Here is a 26,603-nt window from a genome sequence, read left to right as displayed (position 1 = left end):
ACATGACATATAGGGAGTGATCAAATGATAACAAATATCATGGTTAGTGGAATTGTCCAAGGTGTAGGATTTCGCTATGCAACAAAACAAAGAGCAGAGGTATTAAACCTTAAGGGGTATGCTACAAATAATGCGGATGGTACAGTTTCCATACGTGTTGATGGTGAAAATGAGCAAATCCAAAGGTTTATTACAGAGATTACCAATAACCCCACCCAATTTGGCCGTGTTGACCATATTGATGTATCAACAATTAATACGAAAGAAGACTACCACGGTTTTTCTATAAAATAGGACAAAAGAAGCCGCTATTCCATAATAGCGGCTTCTTTATTATCTCATCTATCTTCGAAAAATTTACGATTCATTTCGATATATTCATTTTCTTGTTCTGGAGTTTCATCCTCCATGAAAATAGCCTCAACTGGGCAAACTGCTTCACATGCTCCGCAATCAATACAAATATCCGGATCGATATAAAACATATCTTTTCCCTCTTCTATACAATCTACAGGGCAAACTTCGACACATTCACCTGATTTTTCGTCCTTACAAGGTGACGTAATTACAAAAGCCATCTATATATCCTCCTCTATGGTAATAATTTCTTTTTAATAGGAATAAACATATCAATGCAACTAGTAAAAAAGGTGCAATAGTTGTGATGATTATGTACGTATGATAAAAGAAATCCACTAAATCATATATTCACTATTTTACAGAACAACTTGCATTCTTTCAAGCTATATTAGCAATTGGAAGGAGAAATATTTGATGGAAATTAAAATACGTCAAAGTGATACGCTATGGTATTATAGTCAATTATTTGATGTTCCGCTAGTTTTAATTGAGCAATCTAATCGCGGAATCACACCACAAAATCTATCTATTGGAAAACAGATTCATATTCCTGGATTTGTCATAAATCAACACACAATAGAAGTTAACGATACTTTTTGGCAGCTCTCTTCTCAATATAATGTCGCGATGGATGCCTTATTATTAGTAAATCAAACAATTGATCCATCAAACCTTGTTGTAGGTTCAACAATTTCTATTCCATATCGTGTGCAGAATCTAATCGTACACGATGTAACAAACTACACCTATGAAAAAATGGTTAATGATATAGAAAAATTAGCTTCAGTATATCCGTTTCTAGTCGAGCAAACGATTGGGAGCTCAGTAATGGGAAAAAGTCTACCAGAATTACGTATAGGAAATGGCGTAAAACGAGTGCATGTAGATGGGTCATTTCATGCAAATGAATGGATCACAACTTCAGTAATTATGAAATTTGTAAATGAATACCTGCTGGCGTTAACAAACAGTAACACAATTCGTGGTATGAATATGTTGCCATTATTTATGGAAACGTTTCTTTCAATCGTCCCCATGGTCAACCCAGATGGCGTAAACTTGGTATTAAATGGCGTACCTGAAGATTCCTTTTATGCAGAGCAAGTTCTAGAAATAAATAACCAGAGTCGAGACTTTTCGGGATGGAAAGCCAACATAAATGGGGTTGATTTGACTAATCAATACCCAACATTGTGGGAGATTGAAGCGAGCCGAAAGCCATCAAATCCAGCTCCTAGTGATTATCCTGGACCATACCCATTGTCAGAGCCAGAATCCTCTGCTGTAGCTGAATTAACAAGTGTACGTAATTTTGCACGGGTAAATGCGCTTCATACACAAGGAGAAGTTATCTATTGGGGATTTGAAGGATTGGAACCTCCCATTTCTGAAGTTATAGTTAATGAATATGCACGAGTGAGTGGTTATGAACCAATTCAATATGTAGATAGTTATACGGGATATAAAGATTGGTTTATCCAAGAATATCAAAGACCTGGTTTCACCATAGAACTTGGTAGTGGGACCAATCCACTACCAATCAGTCAATTTGATGAGATATATGAAGAAAGTTTAGGCATATTCCTTGCTAATTTATACCTATAATTAATAAGGCTTTTCCCATAAACAAGTAATAGAATGCTTATCTCCATTCGATTCTATCAGATATACATCAGGGTTATTTAGATTTTTCCATTCATCAAATCCGATTGTTTGATCAAAACTTTTTAGCATTAATGATAATAGGTTACCATGACTTACAATAATAACATTATTCATGTCATTATTTTGATTTATAGATTCAAAAATAGCATTACTCCTTGTAATGGCGTCATTTGCAGATTCGCCCCCAGGTAATTTAAAATCTAATTCATTAAATGATTGTTCTAAAACTTCCATCCAATCATCAACAGGCTCATTACTTAATATACGTTCTTGTAGTCGATCATCTACTTCTATTTTCAAGTTTTTTGATTCCGCAAAGGGTTTTATGCTCTCAATCGCCCGTAAATAAGGACTAGAAATTACACCATCAAATACGATATTTTGCTTATCAAAAAACCGTGAAAGCAATACTGCTTGTCGCATTCCTACAGTAGTTAATGGCGAATCTTTATGTTGACCTTCTGCCAGACAATGGCGAACTAAGAAGATTTTTTTCAATACGATTCAGCCCCTTATTAGAATTTTAAATACATTCATTGACGCTATTTAAATTATTGAAAATAGTAAGTAAATTATATCATTAATAGAATAAATATCCTATATCTTTTTCAAAATAACTGTAGTTTATATAAAAATAACAGGGGTTATCCCCTGTTATTTTGTTTCGGAAAAATAATTTTTAAGAAATCCACCTATGCGATTGCTGTTATCGATAATAAAATAAAACTCTTCCGTTTCATTTTTTACATCATAAACTTTACCAGGTGTTAACTTTTTATCAACAATAAATTTTTTTGCATCTGCATGAACACATTTAATTTGTTTGATGGTATCCCGCTTTTCCCAATTTAGGTGAATCATATTGTACCTCCGTATTTATTTCGTTTACGTAATAGTAGTTAATCGCAGACCATTTTTTTCTAGTTAACTAGATGTAAATATTTTTCATAGCCTTCATCACTCATCTTATCCTTTGGGATAAAACGCATTGCAGCTGAATTCATGCAATACCGCAATCCACCTTTATCCTTTGGCCCATCATCAAATACATGACCTAAGTGTGAATCTGACGCCTTGCTTCGAACCTCTGTACGTCTCATGCCAAGAGTTGTATCAGATTTCTCAGTAACTTGATAGTTGTCCACTGGTTTGGAAAAGCTTGGCCAACCACAACCAGCATCAAATTGTTCTTTTGATGTAAATAAAACTTCTCCTGAAATTATATCAACATATATACCATCTTTTGTATTATCCCAATATTCATTCTGAAATGGTCTTTCTGTACCATTTTCTTGTGTGACTTTATATTGAATTGGTGATAATTGCTCTTTTAGTTTAGCTTTATCTATTTTTGGTTCCCAATTTTTTTTGATGAAATCAGCTCTCCCAGATCCTTTTTTGTATAATCGATAATGAAACGATTGTTTTTTGTAATAATCTTGGTGATTTTCTTCCGCTCTATAAAACGTCTTTGCAGGCAGAACCTTTGTTACAATTGGTTCCTGGAATTTACCACTAGCTTCTAGTTTGTGTTTGGATTCTTCTGCAATTAAACGCTGCTCTTCATTGTGGTAAAAAATTACAGTTTGATAGGACTCCCCACGATCATTGAACTGACCACCTTTATCAGTTGGATCAATCTGTTGCCAGAAAGTCTCAACTATCCGCTCATATGGCATTACCTCTGGATCGAATGTGATTTGAACTGCTTCCACATGTCCAGTAGCATTAGAACATACTTCCTCATAGGTTGGATTTTCCGTCCTACCGCCTGTATAACCAGAAACAATTTCCTTAATACCTGGACGTTCATCGTATGGTTCTACCATACACCAAAAGCATCCACCTGCAAATGTAGCTAGTTCGTTATTTGAAGTCATGACCTATTCCTCCAATACAATTATAACCTCTCTCTATTTTTTCCTTTTTCACAAAAAAAATCAAGTGTTCGGCTTATATTATTAAAGTAAGTGATCAAAACTCGCTATTTATCATTTGCCGCCTTTTTGAACATCCTCTTAAATAAACAATTTCGGTTTTGATTGTCTCGTTCTATCCTCACGTATTGTCTCTTGAACAGGTTCTTCTGATGGTGATGGTATTTCCTTCGTACTAGTATTTGATTCAGTTCCAGTTTCATCCGATTCTTTTAAAGCCTTCATCATTTTTAACATCATTGGTAAATTTTTCACCATCGGTCCGTATTCCTTAATCATTGGGGCTGCTGATTCAACCATATTCATCACCTGCTGAACATTTGAAAGTGTCTTTGTTAACCCTCCACCTGAACTGGGATTTAAATAAGATGCTATAGACGCAGGAATAGACGTAGTTGATTTTGGAACAGGATACCTATTAACTCGATTCGGGCGGATGCTAAATGGATCATTAAACTGTCTCTCTGGCACCTGCGGACGGTTATTCATAGGAAACATGTTGCATACCTCATTTCTATATGATCTGTCTAGATAGTTTACGTTAAATGCTCAAATTGGTGTAGGCTTTTCATATAGAACAAATGCCTTTGCCTCGATACAAGACAAAGACATTCTTATCCGAATATTCCTTTAGGTATTTCCCGGGAAAGCGCAGGATACAACAGTTTTTTTAAATGCAGGTGCGTTATTTGCTGAATTTTATCCTATTTTGTATTACTTTGTTGTCTTTAGATTTGTCCAAATTGAAATCCAAATTTCGATCCGTTATGTGATGGTGTTATTTGAAGTTTGGCATGTATTTCATTCTTTAAATGTGGTACATGCGAAATAATTCCTAACAAGCGGTTGCTTTGTTGTAAATCCTTCAAACAATCGATTGCTTGCTGTAAAGATTCTTCATCCAATGTACCAAAACCTTCATCAATAAATAATGTATCCAATTGTATGCCCCCTGCGTGTGTCTGTACAACATCTGCTAAACCTAATGCTAAGCTTAGAGAAGCTTTAAATCCTTCTCCGCCGGATAATGTTTTTACTGATCGTTGTTGTCCAGTATGGTGATCCAACACTTCCAAATCTAAGCCACTTTGGGCTCCTCTTTTTGCAACCTGCCCACTTCTAATTAATTGATAACGATGATCACTCATGCGATCTAATCTTAGGTTCGCTTGTAAGATTATTTCATCGAGAAATGATGCCAAGACGTAACGTTCAAACGAGAGTTTTAATGAATTATTTCCATGCGCTAGATCAGCCAAATCACCAATTGTATAAAAATCCTTTTCAAGTTCCTGTTGTTTTTCTAATTGGTTAGAAATAGATTGATGGATTTGTTCATCACTTTTCATTTTGATTCGCAACAGTTGTAGCTGTTCACTAATCTGATCCAACTCAGTTTGTTTAACGTGTAACTCATTTTCAAGTTTTAAGATATCTGGCCTACCCTTTTCTTGTATATCTTGCACAAGTGTTTTTAAGGTATAGGTTAGCTCCTCAAGCCTTTTTTCATATGCTTCAACTTTTTTTTCTAATGTATATTGCTCCCCTTCTGTAAGGCTGGCAAGTTGATATTTTTCAATCGAAGAAAAGCCACATGACTCAACTTGTTGTGTAAATAGATTTTCCTGTTTGGTGTAATTATCATTAGCTCTTTTTTTTGTTTTTTGCTTTTCTTCTAAAATTGTTTTTTCTTTTTGCATTTTCTCACGAGTATCCTGATAATCCTTTTTCAATTTTTCCCATGTATTTATCAACTTATTGTAAGCTTGCTCTTTGTTAGAAATCTCCATTTGAAATTTAATAGGATCTGTTACATGGTCAGGAATATTCTTTTTTAACTCTATTAATCTTGTTTCGTATTTTACTAGCTTTTCGTGGATAGTTTGATAGTTTTTAGAAAATTGATCAAACGTTTGTTTAACTTTTTCTTTCTTCGCTTTTAACGCTGTTTTATTAGTCTTTATCGACTGTATTTTACTGATTTGTTTATATAATATATCCCTTTTTTCTAGAATTTTTTTATATCTTTCATTCCACTCGTTTATGGTACGATCATTATCAATTTGATCAAAGTTGGTTATTTTTCCCTTTATTTCTTCTTCTAGTTTATCAACTAGCAGTCGTTGACTCTGCCCTTCTGACTTGCTATCAACATATGTTTTTTGAAATTCTTCAACAGCGCGTTCCTGTTGATGAAGCTTTTGTTCAGTTGTTTCCATTAAGTTCGTATCGACTGAATGATCAGGTGATGCTGCTTTAAATGGATGTTCAACTGATCCACATACTGGACATGGCTTACCGTGTTCTAATTGACCTGCAAGTACAACTGCATATTCTTCTTTTTGTGCTATTTCTAACTTACGATATTCCTCTCTGAGGCTACGCAATTCATTTTGCTTCCGTTGAAATGTGATTTCTATCTGTTTATAGTTTTTACGTAGTGTGTTTAGTTTTTTATTTTCAGTATCAAAACTCTTAAGCTCATTAATAATGGTGCTAGCTTGCTCACATTTTTCTTTCATATCATAGTATTGTTTTGTTACTTCTTGTTCACTTTCTAGCATTGCATCTGCTTTGTCTAAATCTCGATCAATATCCACTATATTATTTTCTGTATTGGTCAATTTTTTATTTAATTCATTTCGTTCTTTTGCTATTTCCATCGTTTCCTTTTGTAAATTCGCGTACAAATTAACATATTCAAGTTGCTGCTTTTCTTTACTAATGGCTTCTTTTAATTGATTACGTGTATCTTCTTGTTGGAGTTGATCATTATATGAAGCAGAAATTGTTTCATATTTATTTTGTAGTCTTGACACTAGATCCTGTTGTTTTTGTAATCCTTCTTCTTCATCCATCCACTCTTTTTTCCGAGCTTTCATTTGTTCTTCAAATGGAAAAACTTTCGAAGCACTTGTTGCCGCTTTTATTTTTTCTTTCGTTTCCGTTATTGAAATTTCTCTTTCCTTTAATTCCTTTTGTTCCAGTTCTAGTTTTTCTTTTTGTTTATACTTTTCTTCTAGTAATTTCCCATCCTGTAATGCCTGTTGCATTTTCTGAACTACTTTTTGCTGCTCGCTTTTTTTGATACTTTCATTCGCATCTAATTTTTTCGTTTCCGTAATTTCATCTGTTAACTTTTTTAAAATTATTGGAATGGTATCTGCTTCTTCTGGGACTGTATTTGTCCAGTCAATTTTTCTAAGTTCTTGTTCGATAGATTGTTCTATAAAAGCAATCTTATCCTTTAATGTTCGAGATTCCGTTTTTAACTGATCAGTCATTCGCTCATAAAAATACGTATGAAATATATTTTGCAGAACTGCTTCACGTTCTTTACTATTTTCCGATATTAGTTTACGAAACTCACCTTGAGGTATAAGTATCATTTTACGAAATTGTTCATAATCAAATCCTAATTTACCTTCTAATGTTTCGTTCACCTCTTTTATACGGGAATAAAGTAATAGTTTTTCTCCATTTTTTATTTCATATAAAATGGCTTTAGGCGGGTCATCGGTATACCCTTCACCGCGTTCTTTTTTCTTATACTGTTTTGGACTACGTGTTACAACATACTCTTTTTGATTCAAGGCAAAATGAAATTGTACTTCCGTTTGATCATCCATCGTTGCAAAATGACTTCTTAAAGAATCCTGATCACGGTCAGAGCCACTCGCACGCCCATATAAAGCATAACAAATAGCATCAAAAATAGTAGTTTTACCAGCCCCAGTTGGCCCTGTAATAAGAAAGATAGATTCCTCGCCTAGCTCATTAAAATTTACTGTTTGCTGACCCCAATATGGACCAAACGCTTTTACACTTAATGAAATTGCTCGCATTCTATTCATCCCTTTCGTCGGTCACAAGTTGTTGTACGATTTTTTCGACATGCTGCATACTTGTTTCAGGAATTTGTTCACCCTTGATTTCTTCATAAAATTGAGCGAACAGTTCAGTATGTGATTTTGTTTGTTGTTGTCTAATTTTCTGAAGATCGATTAAACTGTTTGATGATGTTAATGATTTACGCTCTAGTCTTAATATATTCGGATATATTTTACGTAGTTTATTCATTGGATCAATTATTTGACCGTTATCTAATAGACTGATGTGTAAGTAATCATTATTATTTTCTATTGGGTCATTTACCAAGTCATCAAAATAACCTTCAACTACTTGCATATCATGTCTTGCTTTTAATGGGATGTAAGATAAATTACATTTACCATCATGTTTCATGTCGACAATTGTCACTGACTTGTTATGTGTTGCTTCTGAAAAAGAGTATTTAAGAATAGACCCACTATACCGAACGACATCACTTTTTATGCGTTGCGCTTGATGTAAATGACCCAAAGCGACATATGAAAATTCCTGAAATAAGCTAGCATCGACATATGGACTTCCACCAATCATAGATAATCGTTCTTCTGATTCAGATTCCATTCCACCTGCTATAAAAGCATGTCCAATAACAATGTGTCGTTCTGTCATATCATTTGTTTCTTTGATTTTATTGATGATAGCTGCCATTGCGGTATGATGCGAGTGAATCGATTCATCCTCAAATAATGCCCGAACCTCAGCAGGTTCTACATAGGGAATTAGATGAAAATAAATTGGTCCATGTTCATCATTAATAACAATAGGCTTTAAATCCGTATCAAGCTTTGATTTTATATAAAGCTGCTGGGGACGGAATAATTGAGTCCCAAAATCCAGACGGTCTGGGCTATCATGATTACCAGCAATCGCTAAGACGGGAATTTTCAAGTCAACAATTAATGTTGTTAATACCCTATTTAATAATTCTACTGCCTCTTTAGGTGGTACAGATCGATCATATAAATCACCAGCTATGATAATAATATCGGGTTGTTCCTTTCGTATAACTGCAATTAATTCATTTAGTATATAGTCTTGTTCCTCGGTCATGTGTACACTATTTACAATTTTACCCAAGTGCCAATCTGCTGTATGTAAAATTTTCACTGTTATTCCCCCCTCGTATTATTTTATCATGTTTCTATCGATATTTTTATTATGCTCTTGATTAGAGATTAAAAAGCAAAAAGCTCTGGTATGAAATATACCAGAGCAAGCTTACTTTTCTTTTATCGTATAGACATCCCAGAGATCATCAAATACTTGTAAAGCATTTGTGAAGGGACTGTTCCATTCTAGATAATCACTAATTTCATTATAATCAGTTGAATGTTTCGGAAAACTGAGGTCGTTAAAGACGAAATCTGCTAAACGACTTTGATCTGTTGGTTTCTTTTTTCCACGATATGTCAAAATAAAATGATAAAACGAACGCAACCCCATGCACCTCACTACTCATTTGTGTCATTGTCCATAAACGCTTGATGTTTCTTCAATTTTTTCCTATAGACAGCTCTTGAACAATAAATACTAATCTCATACAAAATAATCAACGGGATAGCCACAACAATTTGTAGTATAAAGTCTGGTGGTGTCACAATCGTTCCAATAACTACTAAAACTAAATATGCATACTTTCTAACCTTTTTCATGTACTCTGGTGTAATGACACCTAAACTAGTTAAGAACATGGCCACGATTGGAATTTCGAATAGTACAGCAAATGGAATGGTTACATGCAGCATAAATTTAAAATATTTATCTACGGTGAAAAGTTCATTAAACATACCATCATTTAAAGATAAAAGAAATGGTAAAATGAGCTGAACAAACAAAATGTAACCGAATGCTAAACCAATCAAAAACAAAATAAAAATAGCCGGTATGTATGCTAAAGATGCCTTTTGTTCATTTAATGTTAGTCCAGGTTTAATAAATAGCCACACTTGTAAACATAAAATTGGAATTGTACCAACGATTGCCACGAGGCCTGCCATTGAAAAATAAATCCATATGATTTCTCCAGGACTAATAACATTCAACGTGAAATCAAGATCGTTAACAAAGAAACCATAAATATCTTTTACGTAAATAAACCCTACAATAAAAAATACCACGAAAAAGATAGCCGTAACAATAAGTCTATTTCTAAGCTCGGATAAATGACCTGTGAGATTCATTTCCTTTTCAAGCTGATTTTGTTGTTCTTCAGACATTAATTCACTCTCCTAGAGCTTTAGCGCAAAAGAAGATGTAAGGCTATATCCCCCTACACCTTCAGACATTAGTTTTTAGATGATGTTTTGTCGTTCTTGTCCTGATGATCATCATCACTCATTATATCTTTAGTAGCATTTTTAAATTCTTTTAATGAACTACCAAATGACTTTCCTATTTCTGGCAGTTTAGACGGCCCAAAAACAACTAATGCGATTACAAGGATAATAATTAACCCAGGTACACCAATATTACTTAACATATATAATCACTCCGAAAAGATATTATTATTTACTTTCTTTTCCTTTAACAATTGCTTTTGCTTCTTTTATCTCATCTACAGCATCACCTGTTAAATCACGAGCAGAGTTTTTGAATTCGCGTAATGTTTGGCCAACAGCTTTTCCAATTTCCGGTAACTTTTTTGGACCAAAAACAACTAACGCTATCACAAGAATTAAAATCAACCCTGGAACTCCAATATTTGATAACATTTTAACACCTTCTTTATTAGATAATTTCATTATACTGCTAAATACACTATACTCGGTATTATTTTTAGAAAAACTCGGCATTCGCCTCGTCCTTAATAGCGAATGGCGAAGTTTTTCTTATACCGGCGTTTCCTTAAAACTTATATAGCTTCCTTACGTGTAAAAAAATACATACAATATTCATTATTCGATTACAGTTTAACATGTTTATTAACACGATAACAAGCTATAGTCGCTTAGCTTCTTCATATTGTGTTTGATTGTTCATGTTGAAAAAATGTTTCTCAAGATCCTTATTGGAAATGTTTGCGAACTCATCAATATAGTTTACATGAACATGATCAAATAATAACCGAACCTTACGTTCTTCATTATCTAATTGATTCTGTAGTGGCGGTACAATAGTATTGCGGTAGATTCCTGAAAGTGGATGCATCTTACCCTTATAAATCGGAATAACTGCATCAAATCCTTCTAATTGATCTAGAAGATAAAGGTAGATATGATGATTGATAAATGGCGTATCACATGCACTAACAAAAAATATTTCTGCATCTACCTGCGACAAAACCGCTTCCAGCCCTGCAAGAGGGCCAGAGTTGATATACCGATCTTGGATTACTGGTAGTCCAAGAAAAGAATAGGAAGCTGGTTCATTAGAATTAATGACCATCACATCGCTTATACTTTGCATTTCATCTACAATGTATTCAATGACTGTCTTATTCTGTAGTGGGAGAAATGATTTATTTGTACCCATTCTAGTGGATTGACCACCAGCTAATATCACACTACATATTTTCATCATTTTTTCCGATCATATTGTAGGAAGAAGTAGTCATACGGATTTCCCTCGTTCTTCTCCCCTTTTTCTTTACTTGTTAAAATCCAATCCTCTTCAGAAAAAGCAGGAAATTGCGTATCACCTTCAAATGATTCATCAATCCAGGTAATATACATGCGATCAACAAATGGTATTACTTGTTCAAATATTGTTGCTCCACCAATAACCATAAACTCTTCTTCTGGATATTCTTTGTTCCATTCCTTTATTGTACGAATATCATGAATTACGTCAACCTCTTCTGGATATGAAGGATCTTGGCTTGTCAATACAACAGTTTTTCGATTTGGTAAAGGTCCACCAAGTGAATCATACGTTTTTCGGCCCATAATCATAGTATGTCCAGTTGTTTTTTCTTTAAAGAATTTTAGATCCTTTGGCAAATGCCATGGTAAATCATTGTTTAAACCCATTACACGATTACGATCCATTGCAACAACAAAAGATAGCATAATGGAGTCCCTCCTTTGATTGTATTATTACACGGCTATTGGCGCTTTAATAGTCGGGTGTGGATAATAGTTCTTTAATTCAAAGTCGTTGATATCAAAATCGAATATACTAATTTTTTCATTATTTAAGATTAGCTCTGGAAATACCTTACCATCTCTCTCAAGTTGAATTTTCACTTGGTCAATATGATTCGCATAAATATGTGCATCTCCGAAAGTGTGAATAAAATCTCCAACTTCTAAATCACACTCATGTGCAATTAAATGAGTTAATAAAGCATAACTTGCTATGTTAAATGGTACACCTAGGAAAATATCTGCACTACGTTGATATAGTTGGCATGATAACTTACCATCTGCAACATAAAATTGAAACATTGTATGGCAAGGCGGTAATGCCATGTTTGGGACATCTTCTGGATTCCAAGCAGAGACGATATGTCTTCTGGAATCTGGCTTATTTCGGATAGAATCAATCACTTCTTTTAACTGATCGATTGTTTCTTTTTGTGATGTCTTCCAATTACGCCATTGTTTACCATATACAGAGCCTAAATCCCCAAACTTTTCTGCAAAGGCATCATCTTGTAGAATATTTTCTTTAAATATTTTCATCTGTTCTTGGTATTGCTTGTTAAATGTATCGTCCGTTTGACACCGATTTCCAAAATCTGTCATGTCTGGACCAGTATATTCTGCGCTTTCTACCCAGTTTTTAAATGCCCACTCATTCCAAATATTATTGTTATTTTTTAACAAATAACGAATATTTGTATCCCCTTTAATAAACCACAATAATTCACTTGCAACAAGGCGAAACGGAACCTTTTTTGTAGTCAATAGAGGAAATCCTTGGCTTAAATCAAACCGCAATTGGTAGCCAAAAACAGAGTAAGTACCCGTATTTGTTCGATCTTCTTTTTTATTTCCATTGTCAAGAACATGCCGGCACATATTCAAGTAAGCTAGTTCACCATTTAGCATTCGCTCGCCTCCACGCTTTGATAAAATATTCATATCAATTATCTGCATTTATTGTAACATAAACGAAAACTCATAAGGTCATCTATAGCATTTTTTTGACATAAATCTGTTAGGTAGAAAGGGGGGATTCGTAAGCGTTGCTCGATCGATGATTGGAAATAGATGATTTGGAAACTAAACCCCTAGATCATTTTCTAGGGGCTAAAAAAATGACATTTGCTAATTAAATGCTTTACGAAGCTGTTCTGCCGCTTCTTCAAAAACTTCATTGAGCATCACACCCCATCCTTTATAATCAGCTCTTCCACTCAAGAAAGAACTGATCTAAATAATTTTCCATAAAAACGTGACGTTCCTGTGCTATTTCTATTGCTGCTTGCGTATTCATCAAGCTTTTCAATTTCAGTAATTTATCGTAAAAATGTTGAATTGATGTATTTTCTGGTTTCTCATCATGATAAATTAATTGTTCTCTCGTTCCACCAAACGCAAAAACTCGCGCTATACCGATTGCACCCATCGCATCTAATCTATCAGCATCTTGAACCACTTTCCCTTCTAACGTAGCTGGTATATTACCTTTACTAAAGGAAACATCATTCATAGCTTTATAAATATGCTCAATTGTGTTCCGCTTAACCCCTATTTTCGCCAAAAAAACATCCATTTCGTTTCTAGCTAGTTCTGGATTAGCAAATAACTTCTTATCACCAATATCATGTAGCCATGCAGCTGATTCACAAATAAATAAATCGGCTCTTTCTTTCCGTGCCAAAGTTGTTGCTATTCGGGCAACGCGTTTCATATGATGAAAATCATGTCCAGTTGTATCATCATGAAATAGGTTATAGACATACTCTCGTATTGAGGAAAGCTGTTCTTTTTTATTTTCCATTAAAATAACCCAACTATTTTTCCATCTTCCGTTACATCCATATTATATGCAGCTGGTTTTTTAGGTAAGCCTGGCATTGTCATCATTTCACCAGTTAATACAACGATAAATCCAGCACCAATTGATGCTTGTACTTCACGAATCGATACGGTAAATCCTTCAGGTCGACCTAGTAATGTTGGATCATCACTTAAAGAATACTGCGTTTTAGCCATACAAATTGGTAACTTACCCCACCCTTGCTTTTCATAAAACATAAGTTGTTTTTTTGCCTTTTGGGATAGTTCTATATTATCTGCTCCATAAACCTTTTGTGCTATCATTCTAATTTTCGTTTCTAATGTTTCATTAATCTCATAGGTATAGTTAAAATTACGATCATCGGAATCTGCTTTAGCCATTACTTTTTTAGCAAGATCTATTCCGCCTTCTCCACCTCTTGCCCACACATCCGTTAATGCAACTTCTGCTCCATGTGATTCACACCAATGATGTATAAAATCTGTTTCAGCCTCACTATCTGTTGGAAATTTATTAATTGCAATGACATATGGCAAGCCAAATTGTTCAACAGTTTCTATATGTTTTTTCAAGTTGGACATCCCGTTTTTAAGCGCCTCAACATTTTCTTCTTTCAGATTATTCTTATCCACACCACCATGCATTTTCAAGGCGCGTACCGTTGCTACAATTACTACCGCGGCTGTATCAATTTCTCCAGCTCTTGACTTAATATCTAGAAACTTTTCTGCCCCTAAATCAGCACCAAAACCAGCTTCCGTTACAACGTATTCCCCAAGCTTTGCAGCTGTTTTAGTTGCCATAATGCTGTTGCACCCGTGTGCAATATTAGCAAATGGACCCCCATGGATAATTGCTGGAGTGTTTTCAGTTGTTTGAACTAGATTCGGCTTTATAGCGTCTTTTAACAATAATGTTAATGCTCCCTCTATTTTTAAATCTTTTACTGTAACTGGTTCTTCTTCATACGTATAACCGATTACAATTCGTGCTATACGTTTTTTTAAATCTTCTAGTCCAGTTGATAAACATAGGATAGCCATAATCTCAGATGCTACAGTAATTGTGAATCCATCTTCACGAGGAATTCCCCGAAGCGGTCCCCCAAGTCCTACCACTATTTGTCTGAGGACTCGATCATTCATATCCATGACTCGCTTCCATTCCACTCTTCGTGGATCAATATTTAATTCATTACCACGATGAATATGATTATCAATAATGGCGGACAATGCGTTATTCGCACTAGTTATTGCATGCAAGTCTCCAGTGAAATGTAAATTTATATCCTCCATTGGTAACACCTGTGAATAACCACCGCCAGCAGCTCCACCCTTCATGCCCATCACGGGACCAAGTGAAGGCTCACGCAAAGCTATAATAGCTTTTTTATTTAATTTGTTTAATGCTTGTCCTAGACCAACTGTTACGGTTGATTTCCCTTCTCCAGCTGGAGTTGGGTTGATGGACGTTACCAGAATAACCTTACCGTTTGGTTTATCCTGCAACTTTTTCAATAGATTATCTGATAGTTTCGCTTTTGTATGTCCATAAGGCTCCCAGTCATTTTCTGTTAAATGAAGGTCTTTCGCAATATCTCCTATTGATTTTAGTTTTGCTTCTTGTGCAATTTCAATATCTGTTTTCATTACTACATCCCTTTCATTCATCGATATTTTCTAGTGTACCTTATATCGGAAAATAGTTATATATGAAAAATTAAAAATTTAACGTTTACACTCATTAAAAGCCAATTATATTATAGGTTTTTCTGCTTGACTGAATAATCTAAATAAGCTATATTGGACACAAGCAAAGAAGATGGAGTCATTAACAAAAATGTGTCTATTTGTGATGCAAGATATTCAACCCTATTAAGGGTACTTATCTACTTTGTATTAACACGTTTGACGTGAAAGTTTTTAGGAGGATTAATCACATGGAAAACGGAACAGTAAAGTGGTTTAATGCAGAAAAGGGCTATGGCTTTATCCAGGTTGAAAATGGAGATGATGTTTTTGTCCATTATTCTGCAATTCAAGAAGAAGGATTTAAAACATTAGAAGAAGGCCAAGAGGTTTCATTTGAAATTATTGAAGGTGAACGTGGTCCACAGGCTGCTAATGTAACAAAAAAATAATAATGTACAAATATATGAAACCGGTAATCTTCTGATTGCCGGTTTTTCTTGCATTCATTTATAGGAATCCGTATAATGTATCCTGTTGATTTTTACCGCGGTTCGCAATCTCCCGCGTTATCAAAACTAAGGAGGAAGTTAGTATGTCTAATGAATTTATATGGATTTTGTTTGCTCTTGTAAATTTTTCCTTATTACTTATTTTTTATCGCATATTCGGTAAGATGGGCTTGTTTGTTTGGATTGGAATGGCTACTGTTATTGCCAATATCCAAGTTCTAAAAACAGTTGAATTATTTGGTTTAACTGCTACATTAGGTAATATTATGTATGGATCGGCCTACTTAGCGACTGATATATTAAACGAAAAGTATAGTAAAGATGATGCAAAAAAAGCAGTTTGGTTAGGTTTTTCTTCCTTACTTGCGATGACGGTTATCATGCAGATTGCATTGGTATTTGAACCTGGTCAAAGTGATTTCGCCCAAGGTGCACTCGAAACGTTGTTTGGATTAATTCCACAAATCGCCCTTGGTAGTATGGCTGCATATATCATCAGTCAATATTTTGATGTTTGGATCTATGATAAGATTCGGAAGCTTCTCCCGCAAACTAAGCATTTGTGGATCCGGAATAATGTCGGTACAATGGTAAGTCAATTGCTTGATACCATCGTATTTTGTAGTATAGCATTCTACGGCCAATATCCATTCGATGTTTGGCTAGAAATATTCATTACAACCTATGTAATAAAATTTGTAGTAGCATTAATCGATACACCATTCATGTATATAGCAAAATTCATGCACAAAAAAGCGTAGTTATTTATTATTCATATTATTAAGCACTGCGTTTGCAGTGCTTAATTTATTTTGTGTACTCTTTTTATAAACCTACAAATTTCGGTATATCAAAGTCAAAGTTCATGATCAGGGAATTTCTATATATTCTTTTCACAAAATCATATTCGTTTTCAGTATATAGGTTAAAATCCCTTTTTCTGTTCAATAAATAGAAGGCTTGGTAAATTTCAACTGTTGTATTAATAGTCAATGAAGGGTGTTGTATAAGTTCATACTTCACCCTATTATATTCCTCAAACTTAAAATCTTTGTCAAATATATATGAATTTCTTTTATAATAATCAAACTCGTGTTTAAAAGCATCTTCTAACTCTTGTAATACCGCTATATTATACTTTATTTCATTCATTAAAAAGGTCTTAACAACCTTAACATTAAGCTGTTCAGCTTCCCTCTTTTCGCTATTAATTCTGTCGCTTTCTACTTGGATTTGCTTCTTAGCAGAATGCGACGTAATTATCCCACCAATTAATGCACCTATAAAACCAGCTGAGGCTGTAATAATTGACATCCACAGTTCCAACAAAATCCTCTCCTTAATTAGGGAGGATCTCTCCCTTGGTTAATTCCTACATGTTGGCAATTATATCCTTAGTCATATATATTAAAATTCGATTAAGACTATGAAAAATCATTTTTTATATCCCAAACATGAAAAGGCTGAGGCAATCCGATTTCTCTAACTGCTAAAGAGCATAAATAAAAAACTGCAATCCTTTATCACACATAAGATTGCAGTTTCATTTTGATTACTTCGATTGGCAGGACCATCGATGTGCTTAAATTAAGTTATTCGGCCCTATCCCAATATATTTTCTCTTGATATTTTGAAACTAAAAACTGTCTAGGTTATCTAAATTATTTTCTTTTATACCATCTGGTTCGCTACGAATAATATCTCTACCATACTTATGGAATACATCTACATGAGCTAACTTACCTGCTATTGCTTCGTTTAAAGCTGTTACATAATCAAGTTCCCTTCCGCTTTCTGTTTTAAAAGCAATAAGATCGCCTTCATCATTTTTACGGACAGCAACTATCTGTTCTTGGCCTGAATCAACTTCCGGTTGTGCTGATTCTTCTGCTTGATTCGTGTAATCATTATAAGTTTTCTCAAAATCTTTATTATCCATTAAAAGCACCTCCCAAACATATGTTAGTATGTTCTGGATGTATTGGATTTATTCCCAGAAAAAATTAATAAACTAAACATTACGAAAATATAAAGTCCGTAGACTTTATCTCGTGAATTATACGGTATTATGTCTTTTCTAGCCATCCCCATTGGTATGAAGATGATACGAATATAAATGATCCAAATCAAGAACCCGAACCTTTTATTCATGATGAAAACCCTGATCAAACAGATCAACAATTACAAAAGGGAGACGATTTACAATTTGATAGTGATAGAGGGGCTGAATAAAATAGGGTGATTTTAAAAAGGTTGATACTTATTATAACTAATATGTATCAACCTTTTTATTAGGCTACGCCGATAATTAAATTGAAATAAAATTGTACCGTTTAATTTAAAATGAAGTTTGTTCAAAGTATATACAATATTGTTACTCTAAACCTACCTAGCCCTTAAAGTTATTTAATCGGACCGTTATTGATTTGAGTCAATCCTTCATTCACTTCGAATATTTTCCCGTTAACGGGCTCAATACCAAAACCCTTTAATCTGTCTGTATGCATAACTAAATATTTTTGAGCTAATTCTTTTGACTCAAACAGATAAATACCACCAGCTTCCTTTGCCTCACTATCTTCCGTCCAAATTTTCCATATGAATCCCTCTTCTTCATTAATACTTCTTGCTAAATCGGTAAATCCTTCTGTCATGTCTTTACCAAATGGTCCATCCATTTTGAAATCTACTTGCAAGATATAAGCCATTTTTATTACCCCTTTCCAAAATTTAGATTACATTAATTATCGATAGAATCAAGAATTGAATTCTTGTCGAACTACTCCTAGCCCAGCAATGTTCGGTGAACAGATCTGGTTTACTAGGCAAACAACTTGTGACCCTTTCTATTAATCATTTTTTTATAACGGCTTGAATAACATGACCTAGACCTACATGTCTTTTTCCTTCATTCCGATCCGCTTCACCATAATAAAAATGAATAGATTTGTAATTTTTAATCCAATTTAAGATATCTACTGGATTATATAACATTTCAACAGACTTTGGACCACCAGTTTGATACGCAAGTTGAGACTCCGAGTATACTTCAAAGATAATGTACCCACTGGGTTTTACTGAGTCAATCATGCTTTCGATAAGGAATTGCTGACTTTGTTTGGGTACGTGCCCAAACACCATGATTGCAGCATCAAATTGATCTGTTCTAACCTTTTCTTTGGTTAAATCAATCGCCACTGTTTCTACCTCAACATTATTTTGACTAGCCAATGTTTTCGTTTTCTCGAGGCCGATCGTTGATTGATCATAAGTTGTTACCTCATGACCAAGTTTTGCTAAATAAACTGCATTCCGTCCTTCACCTTCTGCAAAACAACCAACTTTTGAATGATCTGGAATTAGATCACTTGTTTCGTTTATAAAAGCATTTTCACTTTTGCCATAAACAAAATCATTATCTGAAAAACTCTTATCCCAATGTTCTTTTGACATGATTATCGATCTCCTTTTTTAAATTGAATTATAGTCATTAATGGTAATGTATCATAACGATCGTATAGATGCATAAGAAATAAATCATGAACTAGTCATGGTTATTTCTACATGATCGATTAAGGTCATTACTCACTTTTTCCACATTTATCACATATTCATCCCAATTTTATTCTTTATTGTAAGGGTATGGTTGGAAATCAGTAAAATAAATGCTAACAGTGACAAAAAAAGAAAGACGGTGAAAAACATTGGAATTGTTAAGTATCAATGGTTTGTGCCATATGGTTGGTGTTCCACAAAACACTGCAGCAAATTGGATTGAGGATTTTAATTTTTATATCCCTGATACGGAGCGTAGGGATGATACATATTATCATCCAGAAGCGATTGACGTTTTGAAATTTATCAAAGAATGTAAAAATCAACACTATCAAAAGCCTGAGATTATGGAAATGTTAGCGAATAAAAAATTCCCTATCACAATAGAGAAAACGAAAGAGGATGTACAACCGCCATTAGATCAAGAAAATTACAAAGAGAATATCTTAACGGTTATGCAGACAGTCGGAAAAACTGTAGCGAATGTCTCGGACCAAAAGGAGTTGATAAAAGTTTTACAAGAACAGCAAAATAAGCAAAACAAGCGAATCAAAAATACGGAAAAACAGATAGAAAAAATAAATGAGTTAAAACAAGAAATCAAAGCACTAAAACAAAATTGTACACCTGCACAAGAATACGAAATGAAAAAGAAATCTTTCGCGATGCTTTTTGAAAAATAATTCTTTATCTTTTACCCAAAATCCAGAGGCAACGTATAGGTGCGTTGCCTTAAAAAGGAGCGTCCTACCCCTTCTATTTTATCTATTTTCACTTAACAAACTGCTACCCTTTAGTCATAGAACGAATGTCTGCTAGAGCTTTTTCTTCTACTGGCAGTCGCCAACGTATAAGTAAAAAGATATGTAGTAAAGGGAAAATTATTGCAGTAATCGGTGCACCAACAAGTAGTGGTATCACAAACAATTCAATTCCAACAATTACATAATTTGGATGTTTAATATAGTTGTAAGGACCAGTTGTTCGTAGGGTTGCCCCAGGAAGGATAATAACTTTTGTATTCCAAAATTTACCTAAGCTCGTAATACACCAAATTCGTGCCAGCTGAGTAAGGATAAAAACGCTAAATAAAAAGTAGTTTATTGATTCCACTGGATTATTTCCACTAAAACATTCTACGAAAATGCTTATAAAAAATAATACATGAACCATAATAAACCATTTATAGTGCTCTGCTCCCCGTTCTATCCCACCTTGGCGCAGCATCCATGCTTCATTCTTTCGTGCAATAACTAACTCAATCAAACGCTGACAAACTACAACTCCTAGGATAACTCCTATCCATATTGTCAATTACACCACTCCAATACTAACAATTCAGAACTAAATCCTGGCCCAAGTGCCGATAAGATACTTATTTCATTTTCTTCAATCGTTTCTTTCATCCATTCATTGAGAACAAATAATACTGTAGCAGAGGACATGTTCCCATGGTCTTTTAGTACCTGATAGGAGTGAATTAGTTTATTACCTGAGAGCTGTAAAGCATCCTCCATTGCCTCTAACACCTTTTTTCCGCCAGGGTGTGCAATGAACGAGTGAATGGACTCTTTAGTAATTTGAGTTTCAGTTAAAAAGTCGCTTACATGATTTTTCCAAAGTGAGTTTACAAGGCTTGGAATGCCTTTAGAAAAAACCACCCCTAAACCATTGTTTGTGACATCCCATCCCATCACTGATAATGTATCTTTTTCTGTATGTGAGCTACTTTTCTTAATTTTAGGTATAGGTTTTTTATTATAACTTCTGTATGGTGAGTCCTTTCCAATCAGTAAAGTTGCACCAACACCGTCCCCAAAAAGTGCGGTTCCTACTATATTACTTTTGGATGCATCATCTTTTTGGAACGTTAAACTACATAATTCACAACACACTAAAAGCGCTATCTTCGTCGGGTTAGCTGTGATCCAATCAAAGACTCGAGATAATCCAATAGCACCACCAGCACAACCTAGCCCCCATAAAGGCATACGGGAAACATCTGAACGAAATGGGCGCTCATTTATGAGATGTGCATCTAGAGATGGAGTGGCTATACCTGTGCTTGATACAAAAGCAATCATATCAATCGCACCATATGGAATAGTTTCCGTTAAATGGTGCTCATTTGATAGACAATGATCCATGGCCTCAAGTGAATATTCGATGGCAAACTTTTGATATAAATCGTTTCTTTCTTTAAAGGTATGTGAATCCTTAAACCAATCTTTTTCAACAACAAGTTGACGTTTATCAATCATCGCATGATCATAAACAGGCATTAAACGTTCTAATTGTTTTTCGTTATACGGAAATATATGTTTTACAAGCTGTTTAACGTCATTTTGTGGTAATTCATGCTTAGGGATACCTAGACCAACAGAACCAATATAAACCACTCAAATCACCTCATTATCTTTCACTTATAATGCACGTTTATGAAAAAAATATTACCTAACAAAAAAACAGGACTTTTAAAGGTCCTGCTGTTAGTTTATAGCTTATATATTCCTGAATATTTTTCTGTTAAATAATTCACTAGATAATTAGGGTTCAGATTCTCATCGGTGACATCTTTCACAATTTCTAGTGGTTTTTTCATTTTTCCGTATTGATGAATGTTTTTTGTTAACCATTCTTTTATAGGTGTAAAATCACCGGAAGCAATCTGCTTGTCGATATCCATCTTTTTTCTTAACGTATGATTGAATTGTGCAGCATACATATAGCCTAATGCATAGGATGGGAAATAGCCAAAGTCACCACCAGACCAATGAATATCTTGTAAAACACCTTCACGGTCATTTGTTGGTGTTATTCCCACGTATTCTTGCATTTTCTCATTCCATAAGCCTGGTAAATCGGCAACTTTAATATCACCGTTAATCAAGGCTTTTTCAAGCTCATAGCGAATCATAATATGTAGCGGATACGTCAATTCGTCAGCTTCGATTCGGATAAATGATGGTTTAACCTCGTTTACTGCACGATAAAATTTATCTAATGGTACTGCCTGGAAACTTTTTGGAGCATATGATTTAAATAAATCATAGTGAGAATTCCAGAACGATTCCGTTCGACCAACAAAATTTTCCCAGAATAATGATTGGGACTCATGTATTCCCATTGATGTACCATCAGATAGTGGTGTACCTGCTAAGTTTTTACTGATGTTTTGTTCATATAAAGCATGTCCACCTTCATGTATCGTTCCGAAAACTGCTGTACGGAAATCCGATTCATCATAACGTGTTGTAACACGTACATCGTTTTGATTCAAAGCAATCGCAAACGGATGGATCGTTTCATCTAAACGACCAGAAGAAAAGTCATATCCCATTTTCTCTAAAACAGCCAGACTAATAGCCTCTTGGTCACTTTTTGGAAAATGTCCTTGTAAGATAGAAGGATCAGGTGTAACAGAACTTGCTGTAATTTTATTTAGTAATTCCGTTAAGGACTTTCTAAGTTCTGGAAAAACATTGTCTAATGTTTTCACCGTAACACCAGGCTCATAGTTATCAAGTAATGCATCATAAATATGCTCTTCATAACCCCAATAATTCGCAAACTTCTTATTATAATCAACAAGTTTTTCTAAATATGGTTGAAACGATGCAAAATCTGCTTTTTCTCTGGCCTCTTGCCAAATGGATTCAGATTTAGATTGAAGCATGACATATTCTTTGTATTCATCTATCGGTATTTTACGACTACGTTCATAGTTTTCTTCACATGTCTCGACAGTTTTTTGTATGACTTCATCATCAGAATGATCTTTTAATACGTCGATAAAGTATTTCATTTTCTTTGAGGTTTCTAGTTGGTGTAATTTTTCAGATAAAAAACCAACTACTTCCGATCGCTGTTCCACACCTTTTTTGGGTATCTTTGTTCTCATATCCCAATGGGTTAACATGATTGTTTCTTTGTAAGCATTTTGCTCTTTTAATAGGTCTTGAAAATCTTTTTCTACTTGCGTTATATTATCCAAAACTACCTCCCCTCGACTTTCTTTCCAAAGTATTGGTAATAATCTGTTCTGATAAATCCATTAAATAGTTTTCTCTTTTTGGTTGCTTTTTGTCCATAATTTTTTTCAAATTCTTCGTAAGCCGTTATAATATACACGCTCCAGCTCGGGTGATTCTTCATAATGGCGCCTAGATCTTTATGCATTTCAGCAATTTCTTTTCGATCACCAATCCGCTCGCCATACGGAGGATTACTAATGATATAGCCATTCTCTTTACGTAAGAACAAATCTCTGACTTGCATTTGTTTCCATGCGATTAAATCACCTAACCCTGCTTCACGCGCATTTTCTTTAGAAATTTTTATCATATTATGATCAATATCAGAACCAGTAATCTGCAGTTTTTGATCATAATTTGCTTTATCCTCGGCTTCTTCAAACGCTTCGTCCCAATAGTTATTTTTTACAAAACCCCAATTTTGAGAGGCGAAATCGCGATTAAAACCTGGTGCAATATTTTGACCGATTAATGCAGCTTCAATTGCAATCGAACCTGATCCACAAAAAGGATCAATTAAAGGATATTCTGGCTTCCAGTTTGTTAATTTTAGCAATGCTGCAGCCATTGTTTCCTTTAATGGTGCGTCACCTTGTCCAATCCGATAGCCCCGTTTATGTAATCCGCTTCCAGATGTATCCATTGTGAGTGATACCTTATCTTTAAGAATAGCAACTTCCACTCGATATAGAGCCCCTGTTTCAGGCATTTTAGATGCTAAACCATATTTCAATTTTAGGCGTTCTGCAATCGCTTTCTTAACAATCGCCTGACAATCGGGAACACTATACAGCTTGGATTTAACGGATTTACCTATAACCGGGAATTGCCCGTCTTCTGTAATAAAAGACTCCCATGGCAAGGCCTTTGTTCCTTCAAAAAGCGCGTCAAATGATGTAGCTTCAAACTCACCCACAAGCAATTTAATTCGATCTCCGGTTCTAATCCATAAATTACATCTAGGTATAGCAGAAACTGGTGCATCAAAGATTACTTTTCCATTTTCTACCCTTACCTCATAACCAAGTTCTTTGATTTCATTTGCTACAACTGACTCTAAACCCATAGCGGCTGTTGCAATTAGCGTGACATGTTGGACCATTTTTTCGTTCCTTTCTGATTAAAACTAAAGGCTGTTTTCTAAAAGATTGTTGTTTTTGACACAAAGATATATAATGCGACGTAAGTACTGGTTGATTTCCGCTGCGGGCAGTCGCTTTCCGCGGGCGGCTGGTGAGCCTCCTCGTGCTCCGCACTGCGGGGTCTCACCTATGCCTATCCTCCCGCAGGAGTCGACTGCCCTCCGCTCCAATCAACTGCCATAAATTGAAGGCTATTTTATAATAAAAGCAACCAGTGATAAAATAAATTGAAATTGTTAAGCTTAACCCTAGTAAAGGAAATCCACGTAGACTCCTGCGGGAAAGCGAAGTGGATTTCCGGAACGGTTGTCCAACCACCAAACAAGGCACTTACGTCGCAATTTTATATCAACTTCGGTGGTATGAGCAACAAACTATACGATCACAGCCAAACTAAATTATGTACAGTCTACCACATATCAGTTACTGAATTGAAATAGAAACCGGATATTAAAGAAAAAACCCTTTTAAAAGCTCTAGAAACTTTTAAAAGGGTTACCTATGTAGACCATTAAATACTCGATAAGCCATGTTCTGTACCGTTGTACTCAAGTGGTGGTCAGCCTCGTACGTTCGGTTGCAATCATCTATCTACAAGTAATTAACTTGTCCTTTTTTCAGTTCGTTTACCTAATCAAAGATGCCCCTACCATTATTTGGGTTGCTCACTCGCGGGGTTTACCTCGTTCCACTTAAACCGTTTCCGATCTAACTTCGTCACTGTGGCACTTTCAAAGATCACATCCCCTATCAACAGACTTAGGGATTTCCCTTGCCGTTAACCAATTTGGTTACCTTGACTTATGATTTCGTCAAGCACGAACACTACAAACATCACAGTTTGTGCGAGCATGGACTTTCCTCTACATATCCTAATGATATGTAGCGATTACATGAGTATTTAATTTTTATTTTATAAGCAAAATATATTATAACATATAAAAGTATATTTAGTAATACTAGGTTTATTCTGTTTCAGCAAACTTTTTGCCGAAAACAGCCTTTTCTAAGTTAGATAAGCGTTTTAATACATCGTAATTAACCTGATGGTTAGGTGTTGTAGAACGAGTTCTCGATTGATCTGATTGCGTTTTTAGTCGTTCGTTTTCTTGTTTCAAACGATCGATTTCTTGTTGAAACGTATCATAGTCTTGTATAACTGTATCTAAAAATTCGTCAACTTCTTCTTGATTATATCCACGCATTCCCGTTTTAAAGTCTTTTTCAAGGATGTCTTTTCCATTTAACTTAATGTTTTTTAAGCTCATTTTATAATCACCTCATATCTTCTACAAAGTCTTTTTCATTTTTTCAAACAATAAACAAAATGTCAATTTTAAATATATGTGTATCCTAATAAATTATGAGTTACTAATTTCAGTATAACACGATTAAATAAACTTGGCTTGTAGACAATCACGAAAAATATTAGATTTTTTTCTTATTCCATAGGAAAAAAAGAAGCTAAAATCGGCTTCTTTAAGACTTTGGTAGGTCATGTGGTTGAAATGAAAATGGTAATAATTCATCCATTGTTACCGTTTTTAATTGGTTTTGCAGATTAGTTAAGTGTATGGTTGTATCTGGTTTAAAAAATTCACTCATAACCTGTCTACATGAACCGCATGGCGGTACCGGGCGTTCGGTATCTGCAGCCACGGCCAATTCAATAAATTCAGTCTCTCCATCTGCCACCGCTTTAAATATAGCAACTCGTTCCGCACATAAACTTACAGGGTACGCCGCATTTTCTATATTACATCCTGTATATACCTTACCAGACTTCGCTAGCAATGCAGCTCCAACTGGAAATTTAGAATATGGTACATAGGCTTTATTTCTCATTTCTATAGCTTTTTCTATTAACGCTTCTTTCTTCATGCATGTTCTCCCCCTCAGACAATGTCGAAAA

31 protein-coding genes and 1 other RNA gene are annotated in these 26,603 nt (G+C 34.8%); 5 read left to right on the top strand and 27 right to left on the bottom strand.

The genetic code is table 11. The features are described 5' to 3' along the window. The first annotated feature begins 24 nt into the window (after positions 1-24). On the top strand, positions 25-294 hold the full coding sequence (locus tag CFK40_RS11385) for an acylphosphatase (protein WP_089532418.1): 270 nt from the start codon (positions 25-27) through the stop codon (positions 292-294). Positions 295-338: 44 nt separating this feature from the next. Here CFK40_RS11385 and CFK40_RS11380 read toward each other — a convergent pair whose 3' ends face one another. Then, positions 339-578 (bottom strand): 4Fe-4S dicluster domain-containing protein, encoded by a 240-nt coding sequence (locus tag CFK40_RS11380; protein ID WP_089532417.1) that lies wholly within the window; start codon positions 576-578, stop codon positions 339-341. Positions 579-774: 196 nt separating this feature from the next. Between CFK40_RS11380 and CFK40_RS11375 the strand changes: the two genes are divergently transcribed. Then, positions 775-1,965, top strand: coding sequence for a M14 family metallopeptidase (locus CFK40_RS11375; RefSeq protein ID WP_089532416.1), 1,191 nt, complete (start codon positions 775-777; stop codon positions 1,963-1,965). Here CFK40_RS11375 and CFK40_RS11370 read toward each other — a convergent pair whose 3' ends face one another. From CFK40_RS11370 to CFK40_RS11300, 15 genes are all read right to left on the bottom strand, one after another. Then, a complete protein-coding gene (locus CFK40_RS11370) occupies positions 1,966-2,523 on the bottom strand; it encodes a histidine phosphatase family protein (RefSeq protein WP_089532415.1) in 558 nt (185 codons plus the stop codon). A 156-nt stretch (positions 2,524-2,679) separates the two neighbouring features. Next, complete coding sequence (locus tag CFK40_RS11365; protein WP_089532414.1) at positions 2,680-2,886, bottom strand: DUF6501 family protein; 207 nt, start codon at positions 2,884-2,886, stop codon at positions 2,680-2,682. A 59-nt stretch (positions 2,887-2,945) separates the two neighbouring features. After that, the gene (gene msrA / locus CFK40_RS11360; RefSeq protein ID WP_089532413.1) at positions 2,946-3,905 is read right to left on the bottom strand and encodes a peptide-methionine (S)-S-oxide reductase MsrA; all 960 of its coding nucleotides are present in this window, start codon (positions 3,903-3,905) and stop codon (positions 2,946-2,948) included. A 138-nt stretch (positions 3,906-4,043) separates the two neighbouring features. Then, positions 4,044-4,460 (bottom strand): VrrA/YqfQ family protein, encoded by a 417-nt coding sequence (gene vrrA / locus CFK40_RS11355; RefSeq protein ID WP_089532412.1) that lies wholly within the window; start codon positions 4,458-4,460, stop codon positions 4,044-4,046. A 230-nt stretch (positions 4,461-4,690) separates the two neighbouring features. Continuing rightward, positions 4,691-7,807, bottom strand: coding sequence for an AAA family ATPase (locus tag CFK40_RS11350; RefSeq protein WP_161493858.1), 3,117 nt, complete (start codon positions 7,805-7,807; stop codon positions 4,691-4,693). A 1-nt stretch (position 7,808) separates the two neighbouring features. Continuing rightward, positions 7,809-8,960 carry an exonuclease SbcCD subunit D gene (locus CFK40_RS11345; RefSeq protein ID WP_089532410.1) on the bottom strand — a complete coding sequence of 384 codons (1,152 nt, stop codon included), beginning with the start codon at positions 8,958-8,960 and terminating at the stop codon, positions 7,809-7,811. A gap of 111 nt (positions 8,961-9,071) precedes the next feature. Further along, on the bottom strand, positions 9,072-9,290 hold the full coding sequence (locus CFK40_RS11340; RefSeq protein ID WP_089534368.1) for a YozE family protein: 219 nt from the start codon (positions 9,288-9,290) through the stop codon (positions 9,072-9,074). A gap of 14 nt (positions 9,291-9,304) precedes the next feature. Then, on the bottom strand, positions 9,305-10,069 hold the full coding sequence (gene tatC / locus CFK40_RS11335) for a twin-arginine translocase subunit TatC (protein ID WP_089532409.1): 765 nt from the start codon (positions 10,067-10,069) through the stop codon (positions 9,305-9,307). A 68-nt stretch (positions 10,070-10,137) separates the two neighbouring features. Beyond that, complete coding sequence (locus tag CFK40_RS11330; protein WP_089532408.1) at positions 10,138-10,332, bottom strand: twin-arginine translocase TatA/TatE family subunit; 195 nt, start codon at positions 10,330-10,332, stop codon at positions 10,138-10,140. Positions 10,333-10,357: 25 nt separating this feature from the next. After that, positions 10,358-10,564: a twin-arginine translocase TatA/TatE family subunit gene (locus CFK40_RS11325; RefSeq protein WP_089534367.1), complete on the bottom strand. Its 207-nt coding sequence runs from the start codon at positions 10,562-10,564 to the stop codon at positions 10,358-10,360. A gap of 226 nt (positions 10,565-10,790) precedes the next feature. Further along, positions 10,791-11,372, bottom strand: a complete 582-nt coding sequence (mobA, locus tag CFK40_RS11320; protein ID WP_089532407.1) for a molybdenum cofactor guanylyltransferase — start codon at positions 11,370-11,372, stop codon at positions 10,791-10,793. After that, positions 11,369-11,860, bottom strand: a complete 492-nt coding sequence (locus CFK40_RS11315; protein WP_089532406.1) for a dihydrofolate reductase — start codon at positions 11,858-11,860, stop codon at positions 11,369-11,371. Before CFK40_RS11315 ends, mobA begins: the two co-directional genes overlap by 4 nt. Before the next feature lie 27 nt (positions 11,861-11,887). Continuing rightward, entirely contained in the window at positions 11,888-12,844 is a 957-nt protein-coding gene (locus CFK40_RS11310) for a thymidylate synthase (RefSeq protein WP_089532405.1), read from the bottom strand. Positions 12,845-13,139: 295 nt separating this feature from the next. Then, on the bottom strand, positions 13,140-13,739 hold the full coding sequence (locus CFK40_RS11305) for an HD domain-containing protein (RefSeq protein ID WP_089532404.1): 600 nt from the start codon (positions 13,737-13,739) through the stop codon (positions 13,140-13,142). Beyond that, positions 13,739-15,409 carry a formate--tetrahydrofolate ligase gene (locus CFK40_RS11300; protein ID WP_089532403.1) on the bottom strand — a complete coding sequence of 557 codons (1,671 nt, stop codon included), beginning with the start codon at positions 15,407-15,409 and terminating at the stop codon, positions 13,739-13,741. The genes CFK40_RS11305 and CFK40_RS11300 overlap by 1 nt, the downstream gene beginning before the upstream one ends. A gap of 290 nt (positions 15,410-15,699) precedes the next feature. Here CFK40_RS11300 and CFK40_RS11295 point away from each other — a divergent pair, with 290 nt between their 5' ends. Both CFK40_RS11295 and CFK40_RS11290 read left to right on the top strand, forming a co-directional pair. Beyond that, a complete protein-coding gene (locus tag CFK40_RS11295; RefSeq protein WP_089532402.1) occupies positions 15,700-15,900 on the top strand; it encodes a cold-shock protein in 201 nt (66 codons plus the stop codon). 143 nt (positions 15,901-16,043) lie between these two features. Continuing rightward, positions 16,044-16,721 (top strand): queuosine precursor transporter, encoded by a 678-nt coding sequence (locus CFK40_RS11290; protein ID WP_089532401.1) that lies wholly within the window; start codon positions 16,044-16,046, stop codon positions 16,719-16,721. A 64-nt stretch (positions 16,722-16,785) separates the two neighbouring features. Here the strand turns inward: CFK40_RS11290 and CFK40_RS11285 are convergent, their stop codons facing one another. The 4 genes from CFK40_RS11285 to CFK40_RS11270 all read right to left on the bottom strand — a co-directional run bounded on the left by CFK40_RS11285 (position 16,786) and on the right by CFK40_RS11270 (position 19,413). Next, on the bottom strand, positions 16,786-17,286 hold the full coding sequence (locus CFK40_RS11285) for a hypothetical protein (RefSeq protein WP_089532400.1): 501 nt from the start codon (positions 17,284-17,286) through the stop codon (positions 16,786-16,788). Between the two features lie 310 nt (positions 17,287-17,596). Then, positions 17,597-17,899 carry a DUF3892 domain-containing protein gene (locus CFK40_RS11280; RefSeq protein ID WP_089532399.1) on the bottom strand — a complete coding sequence of 101 codons (303 nt, stop codon included), beginning with the start codon at positions 17,897-17,899 and terminating at the stop codon, positions 17,597-17,599. 463 nt (positions 17,900-18,362) lie between these two features. Continuing rightward, positions 18,363-18,668: a monooxygenase gene (locus CFK40_RS11275; protein ID WP_089532398.1), complete on the bottom strand. Its 306-nt coding sequence runs from the start codon at positions 18,666-18,668 to the stop codon at positions 18,363-18,365. A 145-nt stretch (positions 18,669-18,813) separates the two neighbouring features. Then, entirely contained in the window at positions 18,814-19,413 is a 600-nt protein-coding gene (locus tag CFK40_RS11270; protein WP_089532397.1) for a class I SAM-dependent methyltransferase, read from the bottom strand. Positions 19,414-19,664: 251 nt separating this feature from the next. Between CFK40_RS11270 and CFK40_RS11265 the strand changes: the two genes are divergently transcribed. Further along, positions 19,665-20,198 (top strand): MerR family transcriptional regulator, encoded by a 534-nt coding sequence (locus tag CFK40_RS11265; RefSeq protein WP_152640126.1) that lies wholly within the window; start codon positions 19,665-19,667, stop codon positions 20,196-20,198. A 103-nt stretch (positions 20,199-20,301) separates the two neighbouring features. Here the strand turns inward: CFK40_RS11265 and CFK40_RS11260 are convergent, their stop codons facing one another. The 7 genes from CFK40_RS11260 to CFK40_RS11230 all read right to left on the bottom strand — a co-directional run bounded on the left by CFK40_RS11260 (position 20,302) and on the right by CFK40_RS11230 (position 26,572). Continuing rightward, positions 20,302-20,829, bottom strand: a complete 528-nt coding sequence (locus CFK40_RS11260) for an isoprenylcysteine carboxyl methyltransferase family protein (protein ID WP_089532395.1) — start codon at positions 20,827-20,829, stop codon at positions 20,302-20,304. Further along, positions 20,826-21,914 (bottom strand): type III polyketide synthase, encoded by a 1,089-nt coding sequence (locus tag CFK40_RS11255; protein ID WP_089532394.1) that lies wholly within the window; start codon positions 21,912-21,914, stop codon positions 20,826-20,828. The genes CFK40_RS11260 and CFK40_RS11255 overlap by 4 nt, the downstream gene beginning before the upstream one ends. A 95-nt stretch (positions 21,915-22,009) precedes the next feature. Beyond that, the gene (locus CFK40_RS11250; RefSeq protein WP_089534366.1) at positions 22,010-23,500 is read right to left on the bottom strand and encodes a carboxypeptidase M32; all 1,491 of its coding nucleotides are present in this window, start codon (positions 23,498-23,500) and stop codon (positions 22,010-22,012) included. 11 nt (positions 23,501-23,511) lie between these two features. Further along, positions 23,512-24,651, bottom strand: a complete 1,140-nt coding sequence (locus tag CFK40_RS11245) for a THUMP domain-containing class I SAM-dependent RNA methyltransferase (RefSeq protein ID WP_089532393.1) — start codon at positions 24,649-24,651, stop codon at positions 23,512-23,514. Positions 24,652-25,209: 558 nt separating this feature from the next. Further along, an RNA gene (gene rnpB / locus CFK40_RS11240) (RNase P RNA component class B) lies at positions 25,210-25,592 on the bottom strand. A gap of 64 nt (positions 25,593-25,656) precedes the next feature. Then, positions 25,657-25,959 carry a cell division regulator GpsB gene (gene gpsB, locus CFK40_RS11235; protein WP_089532392.1) on the bottom strand — a complete coding sequence of 101 codons (303 nt, stop codon included), beginning with the start codon at positions 25,957-25,959 and terminating at the stop codon, positions 25,657-25,659. Between the two features lie 211 nt (positions 25,960-26,170). After that, entirely contained in the window at positions 26,171-26,572 is a 402-nt protein-coding gene (locus CFK40_RS11230; RefSeq protein WP_089532391.1) for a cytidine deaminase, read from the bottom strand. Positions 26,573-26,603 lie beyond the last annotated feature (31 nt).

The organism is Virgibacillus necropolis (assembly GCF_002224365.1).
Taxonomy (GTDB): Bacteria; Bacillota; Bacilli; order Bacillales; family Amphibacillaceae; genus Virgibacillus_F; species Virgibacillus_F necropolis.
Note: the sequence above shows the minus strand (reverse complement) of the source record. Positions and strands in the feature narration are given on the sequence as shown.